The 23,286-nt window shown below is 70.8% G+C and carries 18 protein-coding genes and 2 tRNA genes; 17 read left to right on the forward strand and 3 right to left on the reverse strand.

Annotated features, from left to right (window positions below):
• Nucleotides 1-5: 5 nt before the first annotated feature.
• Entirely contained in the window at nt 6-911 is a 906-nt protein-coding gene (locus tag OHA88_RS24720; protein WP_328627106.1) for a bifunctional DNA primase/polymerase, read from the reverse strand.
• A 367-nt stretch (nt 912-1,278) separates the two neighbouring features.
• Between OHA88_RS24720 and OHA88_RS24725 the strand changes: the two genes are divergently transcribed.
• The 9 genes from OHA88_RS24725 (at nt 1,279) to OHA88_RS24765 (ending at nt 9,920) form a co-directional block, all read left to right on the forward strand.
• Nucleotides 1,279-1,590 (forward strand): hypothetical protein, encoded by a 312-nt coding sequence (locus tag OHA88_RS24725; protein WP_326604707.1) that lies wholly within the window; start codon nt 1,279-1,281, stop codon nt 1,588-1,590.
• A gap of 207 nt (nt 1,591-1,797) precedes the next feature.
• The gene (locus OHA88_RS24730; RefSeq protein ID WP_328627107.1) at nt 1,798-3,000 is read left to right on the forward strand and encodes an acyl-CoA dehydrogenase family protein; all 1,203 of its coding nucleotides are present in this window, start codon (nt 1,798-1,800) and stop codon (nt 2,998-3,000) included.
• An 80-nt stretch (nt 3,001-3,080) separates the two neighbouring features.
• Entirely contained in the window at nt 3,081-4,016 is a 936-nt protein-coding gene (locus OHA88_RS24735; protein WP_328629785.1) for a bifunctional MaoC family dehydratase N-terminal/OB-fold nucleic acid binding domain-containing protein, read from the forward strand.
• Nucleotide 4,017: 1 nt separating this feature from the next.
• Complete coding sequence (locus tag OHA88_RS24740) at nt 4,018-5,100, forward strand: acyl-CoA dehydrogenase family protein (RefSeq protein WP_328627108.1); 1,083 nt, start codon at nt 4,018-4,020, stop codon at nt 5,098-5,100.
• On the forward strand, nt 5,097-5,492 hold the full coding sequence (locus OHA88_RS24745) for a MaoC family dehydratase (protein ID WP_328627109.1): 396 nt from the start codon (nt 5,097-5,099) through the stop codon (nt 5,490-5,492). Before OHA88_RS24740 ends, OHA88_RS24745 begins: the two co-directional genes overlap by 4 nt.
• A complete protein-coding gene (locus tag OHA88_RS24750) occupies nt 5,489-6,658 on the forward strand; it encodes a lipid-transfer protein (protein ID WP_328627110.1) in 1,170 nt (389 codons plus the stop codon). Before OHA88_RS24745 ends, OHA88_RS24750 begins: the two co-directional genes overlap by 4 nt.
• Before the next feature lie 178 nt (nt 6,659-6,836).
• Entirely contained in the window at nt 6,837-7,562 is a 726-nt protein-coding gene (locus tag OHA88_RS24755) for a SigE family RNA polymerase sigma factor (RefSeq protein WP_328627111.1), read from the forward strand.
• 157 nt (nt 7,563-7,719) lie between these two features.
• Nucleotides 7,720-8,115, forward strand: a complete 396-nt coding sequence (locus tag OHA88_RS24760; protein ID WP_328627112.1) for a nuclear transport factor 2 family protein — start codon at nt 7,720-7,722, stop codon at nt 8,113-8,115.
• Nucleotides 8,116-8,270: 155 nt separating this feature from the next.
• Nucleotides 8,271-9,920 (forward strand): long-chain fatty acid--CoA ligase, encoded by a 1,650-nt coding sequence (locus OHA88_RS24765; RefSeq protein ID WP_328627113.1) that lies wholly within the window; start codon nt 8,271-8,273, stop codon nt 9,918-9,920.
• 106 nt (nt 9,921-10,026) lie between these two features.
• Here OHA88_RS24765 and OHA88_RS24770 read toward each other — a convergent pair whose 3' ends face one another.
• Nucleotides 10,027-14,076: a hybrid sensor histidine kinase/response regulator gene (locus OHA88_RS24770; RefSeq protein ID WP_328627114.1), complete on the reverse strand. Its 4,050-nt coding sequence runs from the start codon at nt 14,074-14,076 to the stop codon at nt 10,027-10,029.
• Between the two features lie 226 nt (nt 14,077-14,302).
• Complete coding sequence (locus OHA88_RS24775; protein WP_328627115.1) at nt 14,303-14,794, reverse strand: SSI family serine proteinase inhibitor; 492 nt, start codon at nt 14,792-14,794, stop codon at nt 14,303-14,305.
• Nucleotides 14,795-14,993: 199 nt separating this feature from the next.
• Between OHA88_RS24775 and OHA88_RS24780 the strand changes: the two genes are divergently transcribed.
• The 8 genes from OHA88_RS24780 to OHA88_RS24815 all read left to right on the forward strand — a co-directional run bounded on the left by OHA88_RS24780 (nt 14,994) and on the right by OHA88_RS24815 (nt 23,274).
• Nucleotides 14,994-15,084 (forward strand) — tRNA-Ser (locus OHA88_RS24780).
• Between the two features lie 215 nt (nt 15,085-15,299).
• Nucleotides 15,300-15,372, forward strand: a tRNA-Arg gene (locus OHA88_RS24785).
• 160 nt (nt 15,373-15,532) lie between these two features.
• Nucleotides 15,533-16,441, forward strand: a complete 909-nt coding sequence (locus OHA88_RS24790; RefSeq protein WP_328627116.1) for a DUF2797 domain-containing protein — start codon at nt 15,533-15,535, stop codon at nt 16,439-16,441.
• A 45-nt stretch (nt 16,442-16,486) separates the two neighbouring features.
• The gene (locus OHA88_RS24795) at nt 16,487-17,365 is read left to right on the forward strand and encodes an amidohydrolase family protein (RefSeq protein ID WP_328627117.1); all 879 of its coding nucleotides are present in this window, start codon (nt 16,487-16,489) and stop codon (nt 17,363-17,365) included.
• Between the two features lie 78 nt (nt 17,366-17,443).
• Nucleotides 17,444-18,181: a response regulator transcription factor gene (locus OHA88_RS24800; protein WP_266983553.1), complete on the forward strand. Its 738-nt coding sequence runs from the start codon at nt 17,444-17,446 to the stop codon at nt 18,179-18,181.
• Nucleotides 18,174-19,796 (forward strand): HAMP domain-containing sensor histidine kinase, encoded by a 1,623-nt coding sequence (locus OHA88_RS24805; RefSeq protein ID WP_328627118.1) that lies wholly within the window; start codon nt 18,174-18,176, stop codon nt 19,794-19,796. Before OHA88_RS24800 ends, OHA88_RS24805 begins: the two co-directional genes overlap by 8 nt.
• 26 nt (nt 19,797-19,822) lie before the next feature.
• Nucleotides 19,823-21,124 carry a bifunctional glycosyltransferase family 2/GtrA family protein gene (locus tag OHA88_RS24810; RefSeq protein ID WP_328627119.1) on the forward strand — a complete coding sequence of 434 codons (1,302 nt, stop codon included), beginning with the start codon at nt 19,823-19,825 and terminating at the stop codon, nt 21,122-21,124.
• Nucleotides 21,121-23,274: an ArnT family glycosyltransferase gene (locus OHA88_RS24815; protein ID WP_328627120.1), complete on the forward strand. Its 2,154-nt coding sequence runs from the start codon at nt 21,121-21,123 to the stop codon at nt 23,272-23,274. The genes OHA88_RS24810 and OHA88_RS24815 overlap by 4 nt, the downstream gene beginning before the upstream one ends.
• Nucleotides 23,275-23,286 lie beyond the last annotated feature (12 nt).

The raw sequence follows: 23,286 nt of genomic DNA on the forward strand, positions 1-23,286 counted from the left end.
CGGGCTCAGGGGAATCGGTCGGGACGGTCGGCGTCCTCCGGGCCCATGGGGCGGCCGGAGGTGAGGCGGGCGGCTGAGGCGATGGTGGCCCGTGCCTCGCGTTCGGTGAGGCCGGTGCGGACGGCGGCGTCGGTGAGGGCGTCCGCCAGGGCTTCGCCGAAGCCGTGTTCGTACGCACGGCAAGCAGCCCAGAAGAGACGGGTGTTGCGCTGTCCTTCGTGTGCCGCGAGAACGAACTGGACCAGGCCCCGGCCGTGGTGGGGGCGGCCGGAGGGGTGGTGAGGACGTGCGGGGGGCGTGAGCAGCCGGAGGAGCGCGCGGGGGCAGGGGGCTGGGGAGAGATCGGCGGCGCCGGGGGCGAGGCGGTAGGTGCCGCGGGCGGTGACCGAGCCGGGACCGACCAGGTAGCCGCCGGTGCCGCGGATGTCGATGCCGGGGGCGAGGCGGCTCGCGGAATTCGGTACGGATATGCCGGGCGGGCCGGTGAGCCAGATGTGGTGGCCGCCGCTGGGTGTGATCACCGTGACCGTCGGCGGGATGGTGAACAGGTGGTGCAGGGCCAGTTGCTGGAGGGCCGCCACGGAGTCCATCCGGCCGGTGGTGTCGATGTCGAGGTCGACGCCGATGAGGTGGTGCGGGGCCCGGCCGCAGGCGATTCCGTAGCCGGTGGCCCAGGGGGCGGCGGCGAAGAGGGCGCGTACGGCAGCAGGGTTCGTGGTGGCGTCGTGGACGCCGTGTCCGGGGAGACCGCAGGCGCCCCGGCACGTGACCGGCCGGTCCTCGTCGTGGTGGGGAGAGCGCAGGGCGGGGAGCTTGGTGGCGGACAGCGGGATGACGGGGAGCCCGTGCTCGGCGGCGGAGAGCGCGTGGGCGAGGGCCAGGGTGGCGGTCTGCCGGTCGGTGATGGCCATAGCTCTATGTTCGTACAACTGTTCGAAGAAAGGAAGGGGTGGCGGGGGTGAGCGGCGGGCGACGGTGGAGGGTGGGGCCGGATCGGTTGCTGTGGATCGGGCGGGGTGGAAGGGCGGGAAATGGGCCGAAACGTTTTTCCTCTTGGGTGCGCGGGATTGCGTGGTGCCGGGGGTGTGAGCTGGGGCTTCGGGGGCGGGCGGGAGGTTTATCGGGTGTTCCTCATGCTTGCGGGGGAATCGGTGGACCTGGGTGGTTCCCCGGGGATTCGGTGGGCAGCTTTGGTCTCGCGACGTCGTGATCAAGACCGAGGCGGTCGGCCAACTGCCTCGAGAACAGCCACACTTTCGGTTCCTGGAGGAAATTGACATGGCAAGCATCCGTACTGCTCGCGCCCTCGCCGCTGTTGCCGCACTGCCCCTCGCCGTCGCGCTCTTCGGCGGCGTTGCTCAGGCCGACAACGGCTCGTTCGCGAACGACGGGTCGAACGCGGGTGTTGCGACGATCAGCGGCAGTGGAGTCGGCAGGGACAACTCCGGCAATTCGTCGACGTCGCAGCAGCAGGCCACCGGTTCCGGGGCATCGAATCAGAGCAACTCGGCTCAGGTGAACCGCTCGGCGTTCGCCGCGATCTACCAGTCCAATAGGAATGTCACGGTGAACTTCACGAAACTCTGGTGAGTCGGGGTCCACCGTGGGCCGGTCGGGGGGCCGGCGCGGGGTGGGGTGAACAACGGCCTGCGTGAAGGCGCTTCTGCGTCTTCACGCAGGCCGCTCGCGTTTCCCGCGCAGGAGTGTTCGGGCGTCGCCGACCTTGACAGCGGCCACGAATCTGACGGACAGTCAGAAATCCTGATCCGTACGCCCGCGTCCGGAAGGCCCGCCGCCGTGCACCTCGCCCCGACGGAGCGTCAGCAACAGCTGCGCGCCGAGCTCCGCACCTATTTCCGCGATGTGATCACCGGGCCTGACGCGGCCTCCGGGACGGATGCGACGTCCGGGATGCGGGCAAGACATGCCGATGATCCGGTCGAACAGCGCCGGCTGCTGCGTCGGATCGGCACCGACGGGATGCTCGGACTTGGCTGGCCCGTAGAGTACGGAGGTCAGGGCCGCGGTCCCGACGAGCAGTTCGTCTTCTTCGACGAGGCGTACCGGGCGGGTGCGCCCGTGTCCATGGTCACGCTCAACACTGTCGGCCCGACCCTGATGAAGTACGGGACCGAGGCGCAGAGGGCGTACTTCCTGCCGCGGATCCTCAACGGCGACCTCGTCTTCGCGATCGGCTACAGCGAGCCGGAGGCCGGCACGGACCTGGCGGCCTTGCGCACCAGGGCGGTGCGGGACGGCGACGCCTGGGTGATCGACGGACAGAAGATCTTCACCAGCAATGCGCAGAACGCGGACTGGATCTGGCTCGCCTGCCGTACGGATCCGGATGCGGCCAAGCACAAGGGCATCTCGATCATCCTGGTCCCGACGGACGCCCCCGGGTTCGCCTGGACCCCCATCGAGACCGTAGGTGGTCTGACCACGACGGCCACCTATTACGACGGGATACGGGTACCCGTCACGAATCTGGTCGGCGAGGAGAACGGGGGCTGGGGGCTGATCACCAACCAGCTGAACCATGAGCGGGTGGCGCTCGCCGCGATCGGGATGCAGGCGGAGGAGTTCTACGAGGCGGTGCTCGCCCACGCCCGTACCCCCGATCCGGTGAGTGGACGGCGCCCGGTTGACGAGCTGTGGGTGCGGTCCCGGCTGGCTGAGGCCTATGCCCGGCTGGCGGCAACGCGCCTGCTCAACTGGCGTTTGGTGGGGGATGTGGGGGCGGGCTCGCTGGCCCCCGGCGAGGCGAGCGGCGTGAAATTCATGGGAACCGAATCGGCCGTCGAGGTGTATCGAATGTGCCAGGAAATCACGGGCGAGGCCGGAATGGTCCGCGGTGGTTCGCTCGGCTCCTTCGGGGACGGGGAGCTGGAGCGGATGAACAGGGCGGCGCAGATCAACACCTTCGGGGGCGGGGTGAGCGAGGTGCAGCGGGAGATCGTCGCGACGATGCGGCTCGGTATGAAGAGGGGGAAGCGGTGACGGACGCGCGATACGAGCAGGGCGGCCGGAGCCCGCAGGGCGGGCGCGGCGGGCAGGGAGGGCAGGGAGGGGCGGACGAGTTGTACGAACGGCTCAAGGCGTACGAGGGCCGGGCGGCCGCCACCGCCGGCGTCGGCAAGGACCTGGTCAACGAGCCGATGGTCAGGCACTGGTGCGAGGCCGTGGGAGACACGAACCCGGCATACGCGGGGCCGGGGGCGATTGCTCCGCCCACCATGCTGCAGGCGTGGACGATGGGCGGCCTGTCGGGGCACTCGAACCGTTCCGAGGCGTACGACGAGCTGTTCGCCCTCCTCGACGGCGCCGGGTACACATCGGTGGTCGCGACCGACTGCGAGCAGGAGTATCTGCGGCCGCTGCGTCCCGGGGACCGCATCACCTTCGACGCGGTGATCGAGTCGGTGTCGGAGCGGAAGACGACCAGGCTGGGGACGGGCTACTTCGTCACGACGCTGATGGATGTCCGAGCAGCCGGGGAGCCGGCCGGGACGCACCGCTTCCGGATCCTCAAGTACACGCCCGCAGCGGTGAGGCGAGGGGCGAAGCCGGGAGGGCCGGCGGGGGTGAAGGAAGGCGGCCGGAGTCTGCGGCCGAGGCCGGTGATCAATCGGGACAACGCCGGGTTCTGGCAGGGCGTCGCCGAACACAAATTACTCATCCAGCGGTGCGGGGAGTGCGAGACCCTGCGCTTCCCCTGGCTGCCCGGGTGCAATGAGTGCGGTTGTCAGGAGTGGGACACGGTCGAGGCGAGTGGCGAGGGCACCGTCTTCAGCTATGTAGTGATGCATCACCCGCCCTTCCCCGCCTTCGGCGCCTCCGACGACGCCGGGCCGTACGCAGTGGCGCTGATAGAGCTGGCGGAGGGTGTACGGATGGTCAGCAATGTGGTCGGTGTGCCGTACGACAAGGTGCGGACAGGGATGCCGGTCCGGCTGGAATTCCTGCGCACGGACCCAGAGTTGGAGTTGCCGGTCTTCCGGGGGAGCGAGGGTTGACATGGACTTCACGCCCACGGAGGAGCAGACCGCGGCACAGGGTCTCGCCGCGCAGATCTTCGGAGATCTGGCCACGCACGAGCGGCTGTCCGCCGCCGGGACGGGGACGGACAGCGAGCTATGGAAGGAGCTGTGCGCGGCCGGGCTGACCGCCGCCGTCGAGGAGATCGGGCTGCTGGGCCTGGTGCTGCTGCTGGAGGAGCAGGGGAGAACGACTGCGCAGGTGCCGTTCGCGGTGACATGTGCGTACGGGCTGCTTGCCATTGCCGAGCACGGTACGGACGAACAGCGGGAGCGACTGCTTCCGCCGCTGCGGGACGGCACTGCTGTCGCCACCGGCGCGTTCCCGGCACGCGATGGTCTACGGGCCGACGGGGAAGGGCGGTTGAGCGGCAGCGTGCCCTATGTGCCGTGGCTGAGGGACGCCACTCTGGTGCTCGTGGCGGACGCGGACCGGGTGCTGTGGATCGTACGGACCGCCGACCCGGGTGTGGCGGTGACGCCGGTGGAGACCACGGCTCCATGGTCGGCGGCCCGGCTCGCCCTGGACCGGGCGCCCGGCGAGCGGCTCGGTGGACCAGCAGGACGCACGGGGGCGAGCACGGGGGCGGACAGCGTAACCGGGAAGGCGGTGTATGGAGCTGTGCTGGCCGCGAGCCGTACGGCGTTTGCGGGGTTGCAGGCGGGGGTGTGCGCCGGGTCGCTGACCCGGGCGGTCGCCCACACCACCACCAGGGAGCAGTTCGGGCGCCCACTCTCCACCAACCAGGGGGTGCTGCTGCGGGCCGCTGATGCCCATATGGACACCGAGGCGATACGGGTCACCGCGTACGAGGCGGCGTGGCGCCACGACAAGGGGCTGCCGTTCGCGGCCCAGGCACTGACCGCGGCCTGGTGGGCGTCGGAGGCGGGCAAGAGGGTCGTGCATGCCGGACAGCATCTGCACGGTGGGACGGGAGCCGACCTCGACCACCCCGTGCACCGGCACTTCCTCTGGGGCCGCCAGCTCGACGCCTATCTGGGATGCGGCAGCGAAGTGCTGGAGGAATTGGGTCAGTTGCTGGTGAAGGAGGAATCGCAATGAAGGTCGGCGAGGAGCTGGCACCGCTGGAGGTCGCGGTGACCCGCACCCTGATCGTCGCGGGCGCCATCGCCTCCCGCGACTACCAGGACGTGCACCATGATGCCGAGCTCGCACAGCAGAAGGGCTCCCCGGACATTTTCATGAACATCCTGACGACCAACGGCCTGGTCGGGCGGTACGTCACCGACCACTTCGGGCCCTCGGCGGTGCTCCGCAAGGTCGCCATCAGGCTGGGCGCACCCAACTATCCGGGGGACACCATGGTGTTGAGCGGCACCGTCACGGCCGTCGGCGACGACGGGACGGCCGAGGTGACGGTCGTCGGAGCCAATGGTCTCGGCAGGCACGTCACCGGCAAGGTGACGGTCAGCGTCCCGGAGGGATCCGCATGAGCGTGCGCAGGGCAGATTCGCTCGGCGGACGGGCCGCGATCGTAGGGATCGGGGCGACCGAGTTCTCCAAGGACTCCGGGCGCAGCGAACTGAAGCTGGCCGTCGAGGCGGTGCGGGCCGCCCTCGACGACGCCGGGCTGACCCCCGCCGATGTCGACGGCCTGGTCACCTTCACGATGGACACCAGCCCCGAGATCACTGTCGCCCAGGCGGCCGGCATCGGGGAGCTGTCGTTCTTCTCCCGCATCCACTACGGGGGCGGGGCGGCCTGCGCCACCGTGCAGCAGGCGGCGCTCGCCGTGGCGAGCGGGGTGGCCGATGTCGTGGTCTGTTACCGCGCATTCAACGAGCGGTCGGGGCGCCGTTTCGGTTCCGGGGTGCAGCACCGGGAACCGACGGCTGAGGGGACTGCGCTCGGCTGGAATCTCCCCTTCGGACTCCTCACCCCGGCCTCCTGGGTCGCCATGGCCGCCCAGCGCTACCTGCACACGTACAACCTGACCCCGGAAGCCTTCGGCCATGTCGCGGTCACCGACCGGCGCCACGCCGCGCGCAACCCGGCGGCGTACTTCTACGAGAAGCCGATCACGCTTGCCGATCACGCCGCATCGCGCTGGATCGTCGAACCGCTACGGCTGCTCGACTGCTGTCAGGAGACCGACGGCGGACAGGCGATCGTCGTCACCAGTGCGGAGCGGGCCCGCGACCTTCCCCGTCCGCCCGCAGTGATCGTCGCTGCCGCTCAGGGTGCCGGGCGGGCGCAGGAACAGATGACCAGCTTCTACCGTGACGGGCTGACCGGACTGCCGGAGACGGATGTCGTCGCCGGACAGCTCTGGCGTACCTCCGGACTCGCTCCCGCCGACATCGACGTGGGCATCCTCTACGACCACTTCACCCCGTTCGTTCTGATGCAGCTGGAGGAGTTCGGATTCTGCGGACCGGGTGAGGCCGCTGACTTCGTGGCGGACGACGCGCTGCCACTGAACACACACGGAGGCCAGTTGGGAGAGGCCTATCTGCACGGGATGAATGGCATTGCGGAGGCGGTCCGGCAGATCCGGGGCACGTCGGTGAATCAGATACCCGGAGCGGCGAGAACGCTGGTGACGGCAGGCACGGGGGTCCCCACCTCGGGACTGATACTGGGCACGGACGGCGCGTGACGGGGGAGCGACGGCGCGGGTGGGGCGGTGGGGCCGTCCGGGGGTGACCCTGAGTCCTGATGACGGCCCCTACTCCTTCAGGAGGTGGGGCCGACCCCACCCCTACAACCTGAGGCGGACGTGGCTTCGGGACCTGGGGCCGATCCCCCGGGGTAGTACCCACTCCTAGCGTGGACCTATGACCACGCCAGTCTGCACGGGCGCCTCCAGGGGAGCCACTGCCGCCACCGGATACGCGCCGCACACCTCGTCGGCGTCGCACACGCAGCACGCGCCACGCGCCTCGTCGGCGTCGCACACGCAGCACGCGCCACGCGCCTCGTCGGCGTCATACCCGCAGCACGCATCGGCCACCACGCAGGCCTCGCACACCGCGCTCACTCCGCACGGGGCGTGTGCTCCGCACGTTCCGTACCCGTCGTTCTCGTCGTTCGTGCGGGCGCGGGGGCCCGTGCTGCTGCGTACCGCGCGCTCGCTCACCGCGAATCCGAGTGATGCCGAGGACCTGCTGCAGACCGCGCTCACCAAGACGTACGTGGCGTGGGAGCGGATCGAGGATCACCGGGCGCTCGACGGTTACGTTCGCCGGGCGCTGCTGAACACCCGGACCTCGCAGTGGCGCAAGCGCAAGGTCGACGAGTTCGCCTGCGACGAGCTGCCCGAGCAGGAGGCCTCTCCGGCGCCCGATCCCGCGGAGCAGCAGTCCTTGCACGATGCGATGTGGCGGGCCGTGCTGAAGCTTCCCGACCGGCAGCGGGCGATGGTCGTCCTGCGTTACTACGAGGACCTCAGTGAGGCGCAGACGGCCGAGGTGCTCGGGGTGTCCGTCGGCACCGTCAAGAGCGCGGTCTCACGAGCGCTCGGCAAGCTCCGCGAGGACCCGGAGCTGATCCCTGTGCGCTGAGCCCGAAGCTCACCGGCGGGCCGACAGCACGGCGGGCCTCGGGCCGGCAGACGGGCGGGCGCGGGCTCGCGAGGCGTTCCGGGTGGTGCGACGGTTGGGGGTATCAGCCTTCCTCCCAGGACCGGGAAACCAGAAGCCGGGAAAGGTGGCGACGGTCATGGCTGAACATCCGCATGCCGCGCTGGTCCGCAAGGGCTATGAAGCGTTCAACCGCGGTGACATGGAGACGCTGGCCGAGATTCTGGCGGGCGACGCGACCCACCATGTCCCGGGCAACAGTGCACTCTCCGGTGACTACAAGGGCCGGGACGAGATGCTCGCGTACTACCGGCGGCTGGCCGAGGAATCGGACGGCACGATGACGGCCACGCTGCTGAATGTGCTGGTCGACGGCCGGGGGCACGCAGTGTCTGTGCATCGGGTCATGGCGAAGCGCAAGGGGCGGACGCTCGATGCCATGGGCGGGATCGTCTTCCGGATCATCGGCGACAAGGCCACCGACCTTGACGAGTGCATGGAAGACATTGAGGTCAGCGACGCATTCTGGTCCTGATTCCCGGTTGCTCGCCCCGCGGGCCCCGTCGGCATGGCGGCCAGGGGAATCCGACGGAAACCGATTCGTACTCCCGGGAGTAGTGACATACCGCACGGTATGTGCGCAGAATCAGCGGAACCTTACTGCCGCGTAGCGCCCACCGGGAGGACGCCGTGCTGAGCACCATGCAGGACGTACCGCTGACTGTCACCCGCATCCTGACGCATGGGATGACGATCCATGGGAAGTCTCAGGTCACGACCTGGACCGGCGAGCCCGAGCCGCAGCGGCGAAGCTTCGCCGAAGTGGGCCGCCGTGCCACACAGCTCGCCCACGCGCTGCGCGACGAGCTCGGCGTCGTCGGCGACCAGCGGGTGGCGACCCTCATGTGGAACAACGCGGAGCACATCGAGGCGTATCTCGCGATCCCCTCCATGGGCGCGGTGCTCCACACGCTCAACCTGCGGCTTCCCGCCGAGCAGTTGATCTGGGTGGTCAAGCACGCGGACGACAAGGTCGTCCTCGTCAACGGCTCGCTGCTGCCGCTTCTTGCACCGCTCCTCGCCCACCTGACGTCGATCGAGCATGTGGTGGTCGTGGGGCCAGGCGACCGTTCGGTGCTCGACGGCGCCGTGCCGCAGGTGCACGACTACGAGGAGCTGATCGCCGGCCGCCCGACCAGCTACGACTGGCCCGAGCTGGACGAACGCCAGGCCGCCGCCATGTGTTACACCTCCGGCACCACCGGCGACCCCAAGGGCGTCGTCTACTCCCATCGCTCCATCTACCTGCACTCCATGCAGGTCAACATGGCCGAGTCGATGGGGCTGTCGGACAAGGACACCACGCTGGTGGTCGTCCCCCAGTTCCACGTCAACGCCTGGGGTCTGCCGCATGCGACGTTCATGACCGGCGTCAACATGCTCATGCCGGACCGCTTCCTGCAGCCCGCCCCGCTCGCCGACATGATCGAGCGTGAGAAGCCGACCCACGCCGCCGCCGTCCCCACCATCTGGCAGGGGCTGCTCGCCGAGGTCACCGCCAACCCGCGCGATCTGACCTCCATGGCCCGCGTCACCATCGGCGGCGCCGCTTGTCCGCCCGCCCTGATGGAGGCGTACGACAAGCTGGGTGTCCGCCTCTGCCACGCCTGGGGCATGACGGAGACGTCGCCGCTCGGCACCATGGCCAACCCGCCCGCCGGTCTGACGGAGGAGCAGGAGTGGCCGTACCGGATCACCCAGGGCCGTTTCCCGGCCGGCGTCGAGGCGCGGCTGGTCGGCCCCGGCGGCGACCACCTGCCCTGGGACGGCGAGTCGGCCGGTGAGCTGGAGGTGCGCGGTCCCTGGATCGCAGGTGCGTACTACGGGGGTGCGGACGGCGAGGCGCTGCGCCCCGAGGACAAGTTCAGCGACGACGGCTGGCTGAAGACCGGTGACGTCGGCGTCATCAGCGAGGACGGCTTCCTCACCCTCACCGACCGCGCCAAGGACGTCATCAAGTCCGGTGGGGAGTGGATTTCGAGCGTCGAGCTGGAAAATGCCCTGATGGCGCACCCGGATGTGGCCGAGGCCGCCGTCGTCGCCGTCCCGGACGAGAAGTGGGGGGAGCGTCCGCTCGCGACCGTGGTCCTCAAGGACGGCGCCACCGCCGACTACGTGACCTTGAAGGGGTTCCTCGTGGAGTACGGCATAGCGAAGTGGCAGCTGCCGGAGCGCTGGACGCTCATTCCGTCGGTGCCGAAGACCAGCGTCGGCAAGTTCGACAAGAAGGTGATCCGCAAGCAGTACGCGGACGGCGAGCTGGAGATCACCCAGCTCTGATCGACGGGTCCGACGGGTCCGCCACGGGCTGAGAGGGTCCGCCAGGCGAATACGACGAGGGCGGTACGGGGTTTCCCGTACCGCCCTCGTCGCATGCGTCCGTCCGTCAGTTCGTGCCGATCTTCGCCAGCAGGTCGACGATGCGGGACTGCACCTCTTCGCTCGTCGAGCGTTCCGCCAGGAACAGCACGGTCTCGCCCGAGCTGAGCTTCGGCAGTTCCGCCCGGTTCATGTCGGCCGAGGTGTAGACGACCAGCGGGGTGCGGTTGAGCTGGCCGTTCGCGCGCAGCCAGTCGACGATCCCGGCCCGGCGGCGGCGTACCTGCATCAGGTCCATCACCACCAGGTTCGGCCGCATCCGGGTGGCCAGCGAGACCGCCTCGTCGTCGGTGGCGGCCCGCGCGACCTGCATGCCGCGGCGTTCCAGCGTCGCCGTCAGTGCCACCGCGATCTCCTCGTGCTCCTCGATCAGCAGCACGCGCGGCGGGTGCTGCTCGCTGTCGCGGGGAGCGAGCGCCTTGAGGAGTACGGCGGGGTCGGCACCGTACGCCGCTTCCCGCGACGCCTGCCCCAGACCGGCCGTCACCAGCACCGGAACCTCCGCGGCCACCGCCGCCTGGCGCAGCGACTGCAGGGCCGTACGGGTGATGGGGCCGGTCAGCGGGTCCACGAAGAGCGCGGCGGGGAATGCCGCGATCTGGGCGTCCACCTCCTCGCGGGAGTGCACGATCACCGGCCGGTAGCCGCGGTCGCTCAGCGCCTGCTGGGTGGAGACGTCGGGCGCGGGCCAGACGAGGAGCCGACGCGGGTTGTCCAGCGGCTCCGGGGGCAGCTCGTCGTCGACCGGCTGCGGCGACGGACGGTTGGCGACCTCTACCGCGCCTCCCGGGCCGTCCAGCGGCTCCGGACCTTCGGCGCCCTCGTCGGGTGCCCCGATGGCGTATGCGCGCCCCTCGGCCGCAGGGGCGGACAGCAGCTGCCCGGAGGTGCTGGTGGTGGGAGCTGCGGCGGGCTGCGCAGCAGCGGCCGGTGCGGCGCCGGGCTGCGTGGCGGCCGGCTGCGGCACGGCGGGCTGTGCCGTGCGCTCGGCCTCGGGCGGGGCGGCGAGCTTCCGGCGTCGCCCGGCGCCGCCGAGCGTCTGGTTCTGCTGATGGGCGAGGTGCTGGACGAACGGCACGCCCTGCCCGAGCGTCCGCACGCTGAACGCGCGCCCCTGCGTCGAGTCGGCCGACGGGGAGGCGGGCATGGGGGCCTCGGCCGGCAGCGGCTGGCGCCGCGCGTCCGGCACGGGCTCGGGTGCAGGTGCAGGTACGGGTTCGGTGTCTCGCGGGCGGCTCTCCGTCACACCGGCGGGGCTGGTGTTGCCGGTGGTGTGGGTGGTGTGCCCCCCTCCGGTCCGGTCCAGGTCGTCGCCGGGGGGTGTCAGGGAAGCCGGCCCCTGTCCCGAGGTGCCGTTCTCCGCCCAGCCCCCGGGCTGCGCGGGCAGTCCGGGCTGCATCGGCTGCTGCAGGGGCTCCGGCTGCTGCGGTGCGTCGGCCTGACGGGCCCGGCGGCGGCCGGTCGGCCCGGGGTGTGCCTGCGGCGGCGTGTGGACGTCGTCCTGCGGGGCCCGTACGGCGTCATGGCGTCCGGGCAGCGAGGCGTCCGCCTCACCGGCCGTGGGCGGGATCCGGTCGGCCTCGGCGGGCGGGAGCGCGAACGCGGTCCGCGGCCCTGTCGACTCGGCCGGAACGGACCGGTCCTGCGCGGTCCCGAGCGCCCGCCGGGCCCGCCGCCCGGTCGGCTGCGGCTGGGCCTCGCCCTGCTGCGTGTTGCCCTCGCTCTGCCCCTGGCCGGCGGCAGGAGCGACTGCCGGGAGGGCCAGCTGATTCTCGTTGCCCTGACGAGTGCGGTGTCCGCCCGCAGGCACCGGCATCGGCATCTCGACCGGAACACCCTGCGGCGGCACGGTCTGCCCGCGCTGCGGACGGCCGCCACCGCCCTGTGCGCCCTCGGCCGCCGTCACCACGGAGCCCTCGGACGGCGCCGCGGCTCCGGGCAGAGCCAACGCCTGCCCGGGCCCCTGCCCCGGCTGCGGAGACTGGGTGGACTGTGCGGGCAGCGGGGACTGCGCGGGCGCAGCGGTCGCCTCGGCCGGGCTGGGCCTCCCCCGCCTGCGGCCGGATCCCTCGCCGTGCTGCTGGGCGGGGACGAGCCCCTGAGGCGACTGCGGACCCTGCTGGACCTGCTGAGCCGACTCCTCCTGTGTCACCGTTTCGCGCCGCGCCCGCCGCCGTCCGGTCGGCTCCACCGCTGCTGTGTCCGCCCCCGGTCCGGCTTCCGCCGCACCCACCGGGCTCTCCAGGAAGGCATCCGTCGACGCCCTGCGGGCCCTGCGCCGCCCGCCGGGCGGTGTGCCCGGCTGCTCCTGCACGGCACCGGCCCCGGCAGCGCCACCGGCCGTCGCCTCCGCCGGTGCCTGCACGACGGGCGGCTCCGGCGGCATCACGGTGCCCGACCCCGCGCCCAGCGGCACCTCGAGTACATACGCGCTGCCGCTCATCCCCGGCATCTCGTGCGTCTGGAGCACACCGCCGTGCGCCCGCACGATTCCGCGCACGATCGGCTCGTGCACCGGGTCTCCCCCGGCGAACGGTCCGCGCACCTCGATCCGTACGACCTCACCGCGCTGCGCCGCCGCCACGACCACCGTCGAGTCGACGTAGCCGCCGCCCGGCACCACACGTGCCTTGCCGGTCGAGTCGACCCCGGCGACATCCGCGACCAGATGCGCGAGCGCGGTCACCAGCCGACCCGCGTCGACCTCGGCCTCGATCGGCGGCGCGTGCACCGCGAACTGGGCCCGGCCGGGGCCGATCAGCTCCACGGCGGCGTCGATCCCGGCCGTCACGACACCGTCGAGCAGCACAGTCGCCTTGACCAGCTGCTCCGCACCGCTGTCCAGCCGCTGGAAGCCCAGCACGTTGTCGACGAGCGTCGTCATGCGGGCATAGCCGGCAGCCAGGTGGTGCAGGATCTGGTTGGCCTCGGGCCACAGCTGACCCGCCGGGTCGGCGGCGAGCTTGAAGAGCTCGCCGCGCAGCTCCTCCAGCGGGCCGCGCAGCGACTCGCCGAGCACGGCGGTCAGCTGGTGGTGCCGGGCGGTCAGGTCCGTGATCCGCTCGGCCTGCTCCTCCAGCTCTGCCGCGTACCGCTCGGTCCGGTCGGCCAGCTCGGTGGTGTGCCGTTCGGTGAGCTCGGCGACTTCGGTGGTGTGCTGTTCGGTGAGCTCGGTGACCTCGGTGGTGTGGCTCTCGGTCAGCTCGGTGAGCTGCGTCGTGTGCTGCTTGGTGAGTTCCTCGTACGGCCTGCGGTCGGTGAACGTCATCACCGCGCCGACCAGCTGGTCCCCGTCGCGGACGGGCGCGGTCGTCAGGTCGACCGGCACCTGGGCGCCGCTCTTGGACCACAGGACCTGCCCACGCACCCGGTGCTTGCGCCCGGACTTGAGCGTGTCGGCGAGCGGCGACTCCTCGTACGGGAACGGCTCGCCCTCCGCACGCGAGTGCAGGATGAGCGGGTGCAGCTCCTGGCCGCCCAGGTCGCTGGCGCGGAATCCGAGGATCTGCGCGGCGGCGGGGTTGACCAGAACGACCCGGCCGTCCGTGTCCGTGCCGACGACACCCTCGGCCGCGGCCCGCAGGATCATCTCGGTCTGCCGCTGCGAGCGGGCCAGCTCGGCCTCGGTGTCGACGGTGCCCGACAGATCCCGTACGACGAGCATCAGCAGCTCGTCACCCGTGTAGCTGCCGGCGTAGCCCGCCTGGAAGTCGTTGTACGCGGCCTGCCCGTCCTCCAGGCTGGCGCTGGTGACCTCGACCGGGTACTCGGTGCCGTCGGTCCGCCGCGCGGTCATCCGCGTCGGCTTCGTACGGCCCCGCTCGTCCGCGGCCTCGGGCCTGCGCATCGACCCCGGAATCAGCTTGGAGTCGAACTCCGGCAGCAGATCGAGCAGTCCACGACCGACGAGCGCGGTGCCCGGAGTCTCGAACATTTCGAGGGCGATGGTGTTGGCGTTGACGACCGTGCCGTTGCAATTGACGAGCAACAGCCCGTCCGGAAGGGCATCGAGTATGGCTGCGAGGCGAGCAGCGCCTCGGGATGGCCTGCTGCTCACGACGACGCTTCCTCCCTGATTACCGCACCTTGCCGACAGCGGGCCCCATCTTGCCCCTCGGGCCGCAGGCTGTCACTGGAGGAGTCTAAAGGCAGGGAGGGGGCATCCGACGGCGGATGAGGGGGAGCTCTCACCAAGGTTCTGTGCATACGGTGTACGACTCCTGCCCTGTGCGAGTCCTGTGAAGCCCCCGGTACGGGTCCTGCGACGGGCCCGGCCGCCGTGGTCAGCGGACGTTGGGGAGCACCGGCCGCAGCGTGTTCCAGCGGGCGATCTCGCAGCCGTTGGTCCGGTCGAAGGACGCGTCGACGTGCTGCCCCCGCCAGCTCCCGGTGACCCGGGCGGTGGCCGAGCCGCCGAACTGCTGGGTGCACATGGCGTCCGCGGGCACCGGACGGAAGGGGTCCGCGCCGGCATTCCCGTCCGTGGGCTGCGCGAGCTCCGCCAGCCGGTCACAGGCCTGCTGCGCCACCGGATGGGTGCCGCCCGCCGGGAGGCACCGCAGTTCGTACACGCCGTCGGCCTCCCGGTCGCCGGAGTCCGAGACCGTCACCCTCAGCTGGGTCCTCTCGGTGCCGTCGTCGCCCTGGAGCGCCGACGGCAGCGGCAGCGGAACGGGCAGCAGCGGCAGGGGGCCGGTTCCGGCGTTCGCGGCCGGTGCGGCAGCCGACAGTACGGCGAGCGATGCGACAGCGGTGAGGACGAGGCGGCGCAGCATGCGGAGCTCCTGTTGGACGCGGAAGAACGGCGGAGGCGGTACCCCCGTCTTCACTAACGCTCCGCACGCCGCGGCGTTGCGCAACCCAGACGCTTTGCCCTCGTGGCCGCCTGCCTAGTACCGTAGGCGGCGATTGGAGAGACAGCGCTCAGCTGTGTCATCATCTGCACGCACCACTCGCGCTCGCGCGAGGTGTGCTGGAGGCGTCGCCTAGTCCGGTCTATGGCGCCGCACTGCTAATGCGGTTTGGGTCTTAAAGCCCATCGAGGGTTCAAATCCCTCCGCCTCCGCTTGATCGCTGAAGCCCCGAGCCACTGGCCGGGGCTTCAGTCGTATCCGGACGTGGAACGTGCTCGCGGCAGCGCGGGGCGAGGTGACCGAATGAGGCGCCACAGGGCGTCTTCGCAGGTCAGAGGTGGTGTGGCTAATGGATTTCGCGTGACGGCGCAGGTCATGTAATGTTGTTCCCGCAACGCCGACCAGGCAGAAAAGCCCGGAACGCCAAGCACTCGTAGCTTAACGGATAGAGCATCTGACTACGGATCAGAAGGTTGCAGGTTCGAATCCTGCCGAGTGCACAGTAAGCAAGAGGCCCCCAGGAGAAATCCAGGGGGCCTCTTGCGTTGCCTGTGTCCGCGCCACCGGGCCCGTGTCCGCGCGTCGGCTGATCTTCCTTCCGTTCGCGGCCTGTTCATCGGGATCTCCGCCCCGGCGCGGAGCCTCGTTACGATCGCACGCATGAGCTGGCACTGCACCGGGTTGCGATGGCCCCAGGAAGGGCCGGCCCTGGGATGGCAGAAGGACGGGACGAAGGATCGGACGAAGGGTGAGGCCGGTTCGACGCGGGTGAGTGTCCTTGTGTACGGGAAGGAGCTCGGGTTCCGCGCCGGCGGTGAGCGGCACTGTGTGGGCGCTCGGGGGAACGTATGTCCGCTGGGGGCCGTGGTGTCCGGGCGGAGTACGGGGGCGCGGTGCCCGGAGTGCGCGCGGCTGGACCGGGCGCACTCGGTGGCCGCCGACACCATTGCCGACGACCCGCGGACGTACCGCGTCTATCTCGCCTGGTTCGGGCCCTCGATGGTGAAGGTCGGGATCACCGCCGAGGCGCGGGGTGCGGCGCGGCTGCGGGAGCAGGGGGCCGTGGTCTACAGCTGGCTGGGGCGCGGGCCGCTGATGGCGGCGCGGCGTACCGAGGAGCTGCTGCGGTCGGCGCTGGGGGTGCCGGACCGGATCCCGTACGCGCGCAAGCGTGCGGTGCGGGCCGGGTTGCCCGGGGCGGCGGAGCGGGTCGCGGAGGTCGAGGGGCTGTACGGGCGGGCGGCTGCGCTGGAGCGGGAGGGGGCCGGGTGGCCGCAGTCGCTGGAGCGGCTGCCGTTCGAGCCCGTCGATCACACGGGGTTGTTCGGGCTCGACGGGCCGGTCGAAGTGGCTCGGGCGGTGACCGAGTTGAGGGACGGCGGGGTGGTCGCGGGGCGCCTGGTCGCGGCCGCCGGGCCCGATCTGCATCTGGCGGCCACGGACGGGGTGGTCGTGCTGGACACCCGGCTGATGACCGGATGGGAGCTGGTGGGGGCCGATGCGCGGTCGGGGGTGACGGTGCCGGTGATCGATATCGGGGGCGGCGGCGTGCAGGACGGGCTCTTCTGAGATCGTCGGTGATCAGGTCGGAGCGGGTCGGACGAGGAGTGTGCGGTGAGTGACGGCAGCGATGACGTGGTGCGGTTCTGGGAACGGCTCGGGCTGCCGGGGCTGATCGATGTCCATACGCATTTCATGCCGGAGCAGGTGCTCCGCAAGGTGTGGGCGTACTTCGACTCCGTCGGTCCGCTGACCGGGATGGAGTGGCCGATCGCCTACCGGCACGACGAGGACGAACGGCTCGCGCTGCTCCGGTCCTTCGGCGTGCGGCGGTTCACCTCGATGCTCTATCCGCACAAGGCGGGGATGGCGGCCTGGCTGAACGGCTGGGCGGCCGACTTCGCGCGGCGGGTGCCCGACTGTCTGCACACCGCGACCCTCTTCCCCGAGGAGGGCGTGGAGCGTTACGTCCGTGAGGCGGTCGAGTCGGGGGCACGCATCTTCAAGTCGCACCTCCAGGTCGGGGCGTACGACGCGAACGATCCACTGCTCGAACCGGTCTGGGGGCTGCTGGCGGAGGTCGCGGTGCCGGTCGTGATGCACTGCGGGTCCGGTCCAGCGCCCGGCAAGTACACCGGTCCCGAACCGATCGGCCGGCTGCTCGAGCGGCATCCGCGGCTGCGGCTGATCGTGGCACACATGGGGATGCCCGAGTACGGGGAGTTCCTGGCGCTGGCGGAGGCGTACCCCGAGGTGCGGCTCGATACGACGATGGCGTTCACGGACTTCTCGGAGGACCTCACGCCGTTCCCGGTGGCGGAGCGGGGACGGCTCGCCGATCTCGGGGACCGGATCCTGCTGGGGACGGACTTCCCGAACATTCCGTACCCGTACGTGCACCAGCTGCATGCCCTGGAGCGGCTGGAGTTGGGGGACGACTGGTTGCGGGCGGTCTGCTACGGGAACGCGCACGCGATGTTCGACCGGCGCTGAGCCCGCGCTTCCCGGTTTCTCAGGGAATTCACAGGATCGGGAAAGGACCCTCTCAGAGGCGTCTCACAGGGTTGCGGCATGACGACGACCACGCCCCAGGGGCGTACCGAACTGCTCAGGCCGGACCGCAATCCCGTCCGCGTGCTGGTCGTGGACGACGAGGCGCCGCTCGCCGAGCTGCTCTCCATGGCCCTGCGTTACGAGGGCTGGGAGGTGCGCAGCGCCGGGGACGGTGCGAGTGCCGTCCGGATGGCGCGCGACTTCCGGCCCGACGCGGTGATCCTCGATGTGATGCTGCCCGACACCGACGGGCTCTCGGTGCTCGGCAAGCTGCGCCGGGACCTCTCCGAAGTCCCCGTGCTGTTCCTGACCGCGCGCGACTCGGTGGAGGACCGGATCGCCGGACTCACGGCGGGCGGCGACGACTATGTGACGAAGCCGTTCAGCCTGGAGGAGGTCGTGGCGCGGCTGCGCGGGCTGATCCGGCGGTCCGGGACGGCGACGGTACGGAGCGAGTCGACGCTCGTCGTCGGTGACCTGGTGCTCGACGAGGACAGCCATGAGGTGAGCCGGGGGACGACCTCCATCCATCTCACCGCGACCGAGTTCGAGCTGCTGCGCTTCCTGATGCGCAATCCGCGACGGGTGCTGAGCAAGGCGCAGATCCTGGACCGGGTGTGGAACTACGACTTCGGCGGGCAGGCGAACGTCGTCGAGCTGTACATCTCGTATCTGCGCAAGAAGATCGACGCCGGACGGACGCCGATGATCCACACCCGGCGCGGGGCCGGATATCTCATCAAGCCCGGTGAGTAGCCCGGTGAGCCGCCGGGCGCGGCGGCGGGGAGAGCGGTGGGGAAAGGGGCCGTGGACGCTGCGGACCCGGCTGGTGGTGTCCGCGGTGACGCTGATCGCCGTGGTGGCCGCGGTGATCGGTTCGGTCACCACCATCGCCTTCCACAGCTATATGTACGACAAGCTGGACAAACAGTTGTACTCCATCGCCATGCGGGCCACGAAGCCGCCGCCGGGCGGCGGCGCGGCCGGCGCGGGTGGTCAGCCGATGCCTGCCGACGGCCCGGACGACGATCCGCTGGCCTTCATAGACGCCCGCGGGCAGCCTTTCGGCACGCTCGGTGCGGTGTCGGTGGACGGTTCCATCACTGTGTCGAGCGTGGTCGAGGAGAGCTCCGCCGCCCTCGAACAGACCGCCGCGGCCTCCGAGAGGCCGCTGAAGGGTGCGGAGGAGAAAGCCCTGGAGGCGGCGGACATCGAGGTCGGGGACGGGGCGCGGAGCGTCGATCTGCCCGGGCTCGGCGTGTACCGCGTGACGGCAGTCGAGGGAGCGGACGGGACGACGACCGTCCTCGTCGGCATCCCCGCCGCCGAGGTGCGCGGTGCCCTCACCACCCTGATCCTCGTCGAGGTCTGTGTCACCGGGGCCGGGCTGATCGCCGCCGGGATCGCCGGGGCCGCCATGGTCGGGGTCGCGCTGCGGCCGCTGCGCCGGGTCGCCGCGACCGCCACCCGGGTCTCCGAACTCCAGCTGCACAGCGGTGAGGTGGCACCTCTGGAGCGGGTGCCGGCCGCCGAGGCGGATCCGCGGACCGAGGTCGGGCAGGTGGGCGCGGCGCTCAACCGGATGCTGGGGCATGTCGGTTCGGCACTGGCGGTGCGCCAGGAGAGCGAGATGCGGGTACGGCAGTTCGTCGCGGACGCCAGCCATGAGCTGCGGACGCCGCTGGCCTCGATCCGCGGCTACGCCGAACTGACCCGTCGCGGACGCGAGGAGACCGGTCCCGACACCCGGCATGCGCTGGGGCGGATCGAGTCCGAGGCGGAGCGGATGACGGGCATGGTGGAGGATCTGCTGCTCCTCGCCCGCCTCGATGCCGGGCGCCCGCTCTCGTACGAGAGCACTGATCTGTCACCGATCGTCGTCGACGCGGTGAGCGATGCCCGCGCAGCCGGGCAGCGGGGTCATCACTGGCGGCTGGAGCTGCCCGACGAACCCGCGACCGTGCGCGCCGATCCGACCAGGATCCACCAGGTGCTGGTCAATCTGCTGGCCAATGCCCGTACGCACACCCCGCCCGGCACCACCGTCACCGCACGCGTACGGGCCGGGGCCGCTCATCCGTGGGTGACGCTGGAGGTACAGGACGACGGGCCGGGAATCCCGGCGCAGTTGCTGCCGCATGTCTTCGAACGGTTCGCGCGCGGCGATGCGTCGCGCTCGCGCAGTGCGGGTTCCACCGGGCTCGGCCTGGCCATCGTGCAGGCTGTCGTCACCGCGCACGGCGGCCGGGTGGAGGTGCGGTCGGTGCCGGGGTGCACGGTCTTCGCCGTCCATCTGCCCGCGGTTCTGCCTGCTGTTCCGCCGGTCCGTACCGACTCACAGCACAACCACAGGACCATCACACCGGTGTGACAGCGGGGTTGGCGACTGTCGATGACATGCGAACCGACTCTTCCTGGAGCACGTTGCCGGCCCGGGAGCATCTCCTGGCCGGAGCGGTCGACGCGGCAGATGCCCCCGTCCTCGATGTGGTGGTACCCGTCTACAACGAGGAGAAGGACCTCGAAACCTGTGTGCTGCGCCTGCACGACCATCTGGTGCGCACTTTCCCGTACGCCTTCCGGATCACCGTCGCCGACAACGCGAGCACCGACCGCACGCCCCAGGTGGCGGCCCGGCTGGCGGCGATCCTCCCGCGGTGCCGCTCGTACCGGCTGGAGGAGAAGGGGCGCGGGCGGGCACTGCGTACCGTCTGGTCGCAGTCGGACGCCCCGGTCCTCGCCTATATGGACGTCGATCTCTCCACCGACCTCAACGCTCTGCTCCCGCTCGTCGCACCGTTGATCTCCGGGCATTCGGACCTGGCCATCGGATCGCGGCTGGCCCGCAGTTCGCGTGTCGTGCGGGGATCGAAGCGGGAGTTCATCTCGCGGGCCTACAACCTCATCCTCCGGTCGTCGCTGGCCGCGCGGTTCAGCGACGCGCAGTGCGGGTTCAAGGCCATTCGGCGGGACGTCGCGCAGCGCCTGCTGCCGATGGTCGAGGACACCGGCTGGTTCTTCGACACCGAGATGCTGGTCCTCGCAGAGCGCGCGGGGCTGCGCATCCATGAGGTTCCGGTGGACTGGGTCGACGACCCCGACTCCACGGTCCACATCGTGCGTACGGCGACCGAGGACCTGAAAGGTGTGTGGCGGGTGGGGCGGGCGCTGGCCGTCGGGGCACTGCCGCTGGACCGTCTCGCCCGGCCCTTCGGGGACGATCCGCGCGACCGCGGACTGAGCGGTGTGCCGGGCGGCCTGGCCCGGCAGCTGGTCGGTTTCTGCGTCGTGGGCGCGCTCTCCACGCTCTTCTATCTCGCCCTGTACTCGCTCTTCCGACTGGGCGCCGGGCCGCAGATCGCCAACGGCGGTGCGCTGCTGGTGTCGGCCGTCGCCAATACGGCAGCCAACCGGAGGCTCACCTTCGGCGTACGCGGCCGGAGCGGCGCGGTACGCCATCAGGCGCAGGGCCTCGTCGTCTTCGCCGTCGGCCTCGCACTGACCAGTGGCTCGCTCGCGGCGCTGGGTGCGGCGTCCGGATCGCCCTCGCACGGCACGGAACTCGCCGTGCTGATCGCGGCCAACCTCGCGGCGACGGTGCTGCGGTTCCTGCTGTTGCGCGCCTGGGTCTTCCCGGACCGGGCCCCCGCGGCCGACCGCGCCGACGACACTCACCACGAACTGGGGAACGTCCGATGACCACCCTGCACCCCACCGACCGATTTCCGGCACCGCCGACCACAGCTGCACCGGCTGCGGACGAGCCGTTCCTGCGACGCGTACGGAAGGGCAGGCCCGAGGACCCGCGCTGGGCACGGCCCGCCTTCCTCGCCCTGCTGCTGGCCATCGCGCTGGCGTACCTGTGGAATCTCAGCGCCTCCGGTTACGCCAACTCCTTCTACTCCGCCGCCGTGCAGGCCGGCAGTCAGAGCTGGAAGGCGTTCTTCTTCGGCTCGCTGGACGCGGCGAACGCCATCACCGTCGACAAGCCGCCGGCCACGCTCTGGCCGATGGCCCTGTCGGTGCGGATCTTCGGCCTCAGCTCGTGGGCGATCCTCGCTCCGCAGGTGCTGATGGGGGTGGCGACGGCCGGGGTGCTGTACGCGGCGGTTCGCCGCCGGTTCGGCGCGGCTGCCGGGCTGATCACGATGGCGGTGTTCGCGCTCACGCCCGTCGCCGCGCTGATGTTCCGCTTCAACAATCCGGACGCGCTGCTCGCGCTGCTGATGACCGTGACCGTCTACTGCGTGCTGCGCGCGCTGGAGAACGGCCGGACGAAGTGGCTGGTGTGGGCCGGGGTCGCGGTCGGTCTCGCGTTCCTGTCGAAGACCCTGCAGGCATTCCTGATCCTGCCGCCGCTGGCCGTGCTGTACGCGGTGTGCGCGCCGACGACGGCACGGAAGCGGCTCGGCCAACTCGGGCTGGCGGCGCTCGCGATGGTGGTCGCGGGTGGCTGGTGGGTGGCGATCGTCGAACTCTGGCCCGCCTCCTCCCGCCCGTACATCGGTGGTTCGCAGAACAACTCCTTCCTGGAACTGACCTTCGGCTACAACGGGCTCGGCCGGATCAGCGGCGACGAGACCGGCAGCGTCGGAGGAGGCGGTGGTGGTGGTCAGTCCGGTGGCCAGTGGGGCGAGACCGGCATCGGCCGGATGTTCAACTCCGAGATCGGCAGCCAGATCTCCTGGCTGCTGCCCGCCGCGCTGATCCTGCTCCTCGCGGGCATCTGGATCACCTGGAAGGCGAAGCGGACGGACACCGCCCGTGCGGCCTTCCTCGCCTGGGGCGGCTCGCTGCTGATGACCGCGGTCGTCTTCAGCTTCATGGCCGGCATCTTCCACCAGTACTACACGGTCGCCCTGGCCCCGTACATCGCGGCGCTCGTCGGCATGGGCGTCACGGTCCTGTGGGAGGAGCGGGCCAAGTGGGCGGCGAGCGGAGTGCTCGGAGCCACCGTCGCTGTCACGGCGCTGTGGTCGTACGTGCTGCTGGGGCGGACCCCGGACTACCTGCCGTGGCTGCGCTGGGCCGTCCTCATCGGCGGTCTTGCGGGCGCGGCGGGTCTGCTGCTTGCGGGCCGGGCCGGACGCCGGCTGGCGTTCGCCGCGGTGGGGATCGGTTTCGTCGCATCGCTGGCCGGCCCGACTGCGTACACCCTGAGCACGCTGAACACCGGGCACCAGGGCTCGATCGTCACGGCCGGCCCGTCGGGCGCCAGCACGATGGGCGGTGGTGGCCGGGGTGGTCCCGGGGGTGGTGGCGGAATGCAGCCTCCGGGCCAGAACAGCCAGCAGAACCGGAACGGTCAGAGCAGCCAGGCCAATCAGCAGGGCGGCGCCATGGGCCGGCCGCCGGCCGTTGGCCAGGGCGGCTTCCCGGGCGGCGGCCGGCAGGCTCAGGGCCAGGGCAATCAGCAGAACGGCATGCCGGGCGGCGGCCCCGGTGGCATGGCCGAGGGCGGCATGCCAGGAGGCGGCGGCATGGGCGGTCTGCTGAACGGCTCGTCGGTCGGCTCGCAGGCCAAGAAGCTCCTGGAGAAGAACGCCGACGCCTACACCTGGGCAGCCGCGGCCATCGGCTCGCAGAACGCCGCCAGTTACCAGCTCGCCACCGGCGACCCGGTGATGGCGATCGGCGGCTTCAACGGCAGTGACCCGTCCCCGACGCTCGCCCAGTTCAAGCAGTACGTCGAGGACGGCAGGATCCACTACTTCATTTCGAGCGGCACGGGCGGGATGGGCGGCGACAGCGGCACCTCGTCCAAGATCAGCTCGTGGGTCGAGGACACCTTCGAGAAGGTCACTGCCGGCAGTTCGACCTTCTACGACCTGACCCGGCCCAAGAGCTGATCGGAACCGGCC

The sequence above is a fragment of the Streptomyces sp. NBC_00353 genome (genome assembly GCF_036108815.1).
Lineage (GTDB): Bacteria > Actinomycetota > Actinomycetes > Streptomycetales > Streptomycetaceae > Streptomyces.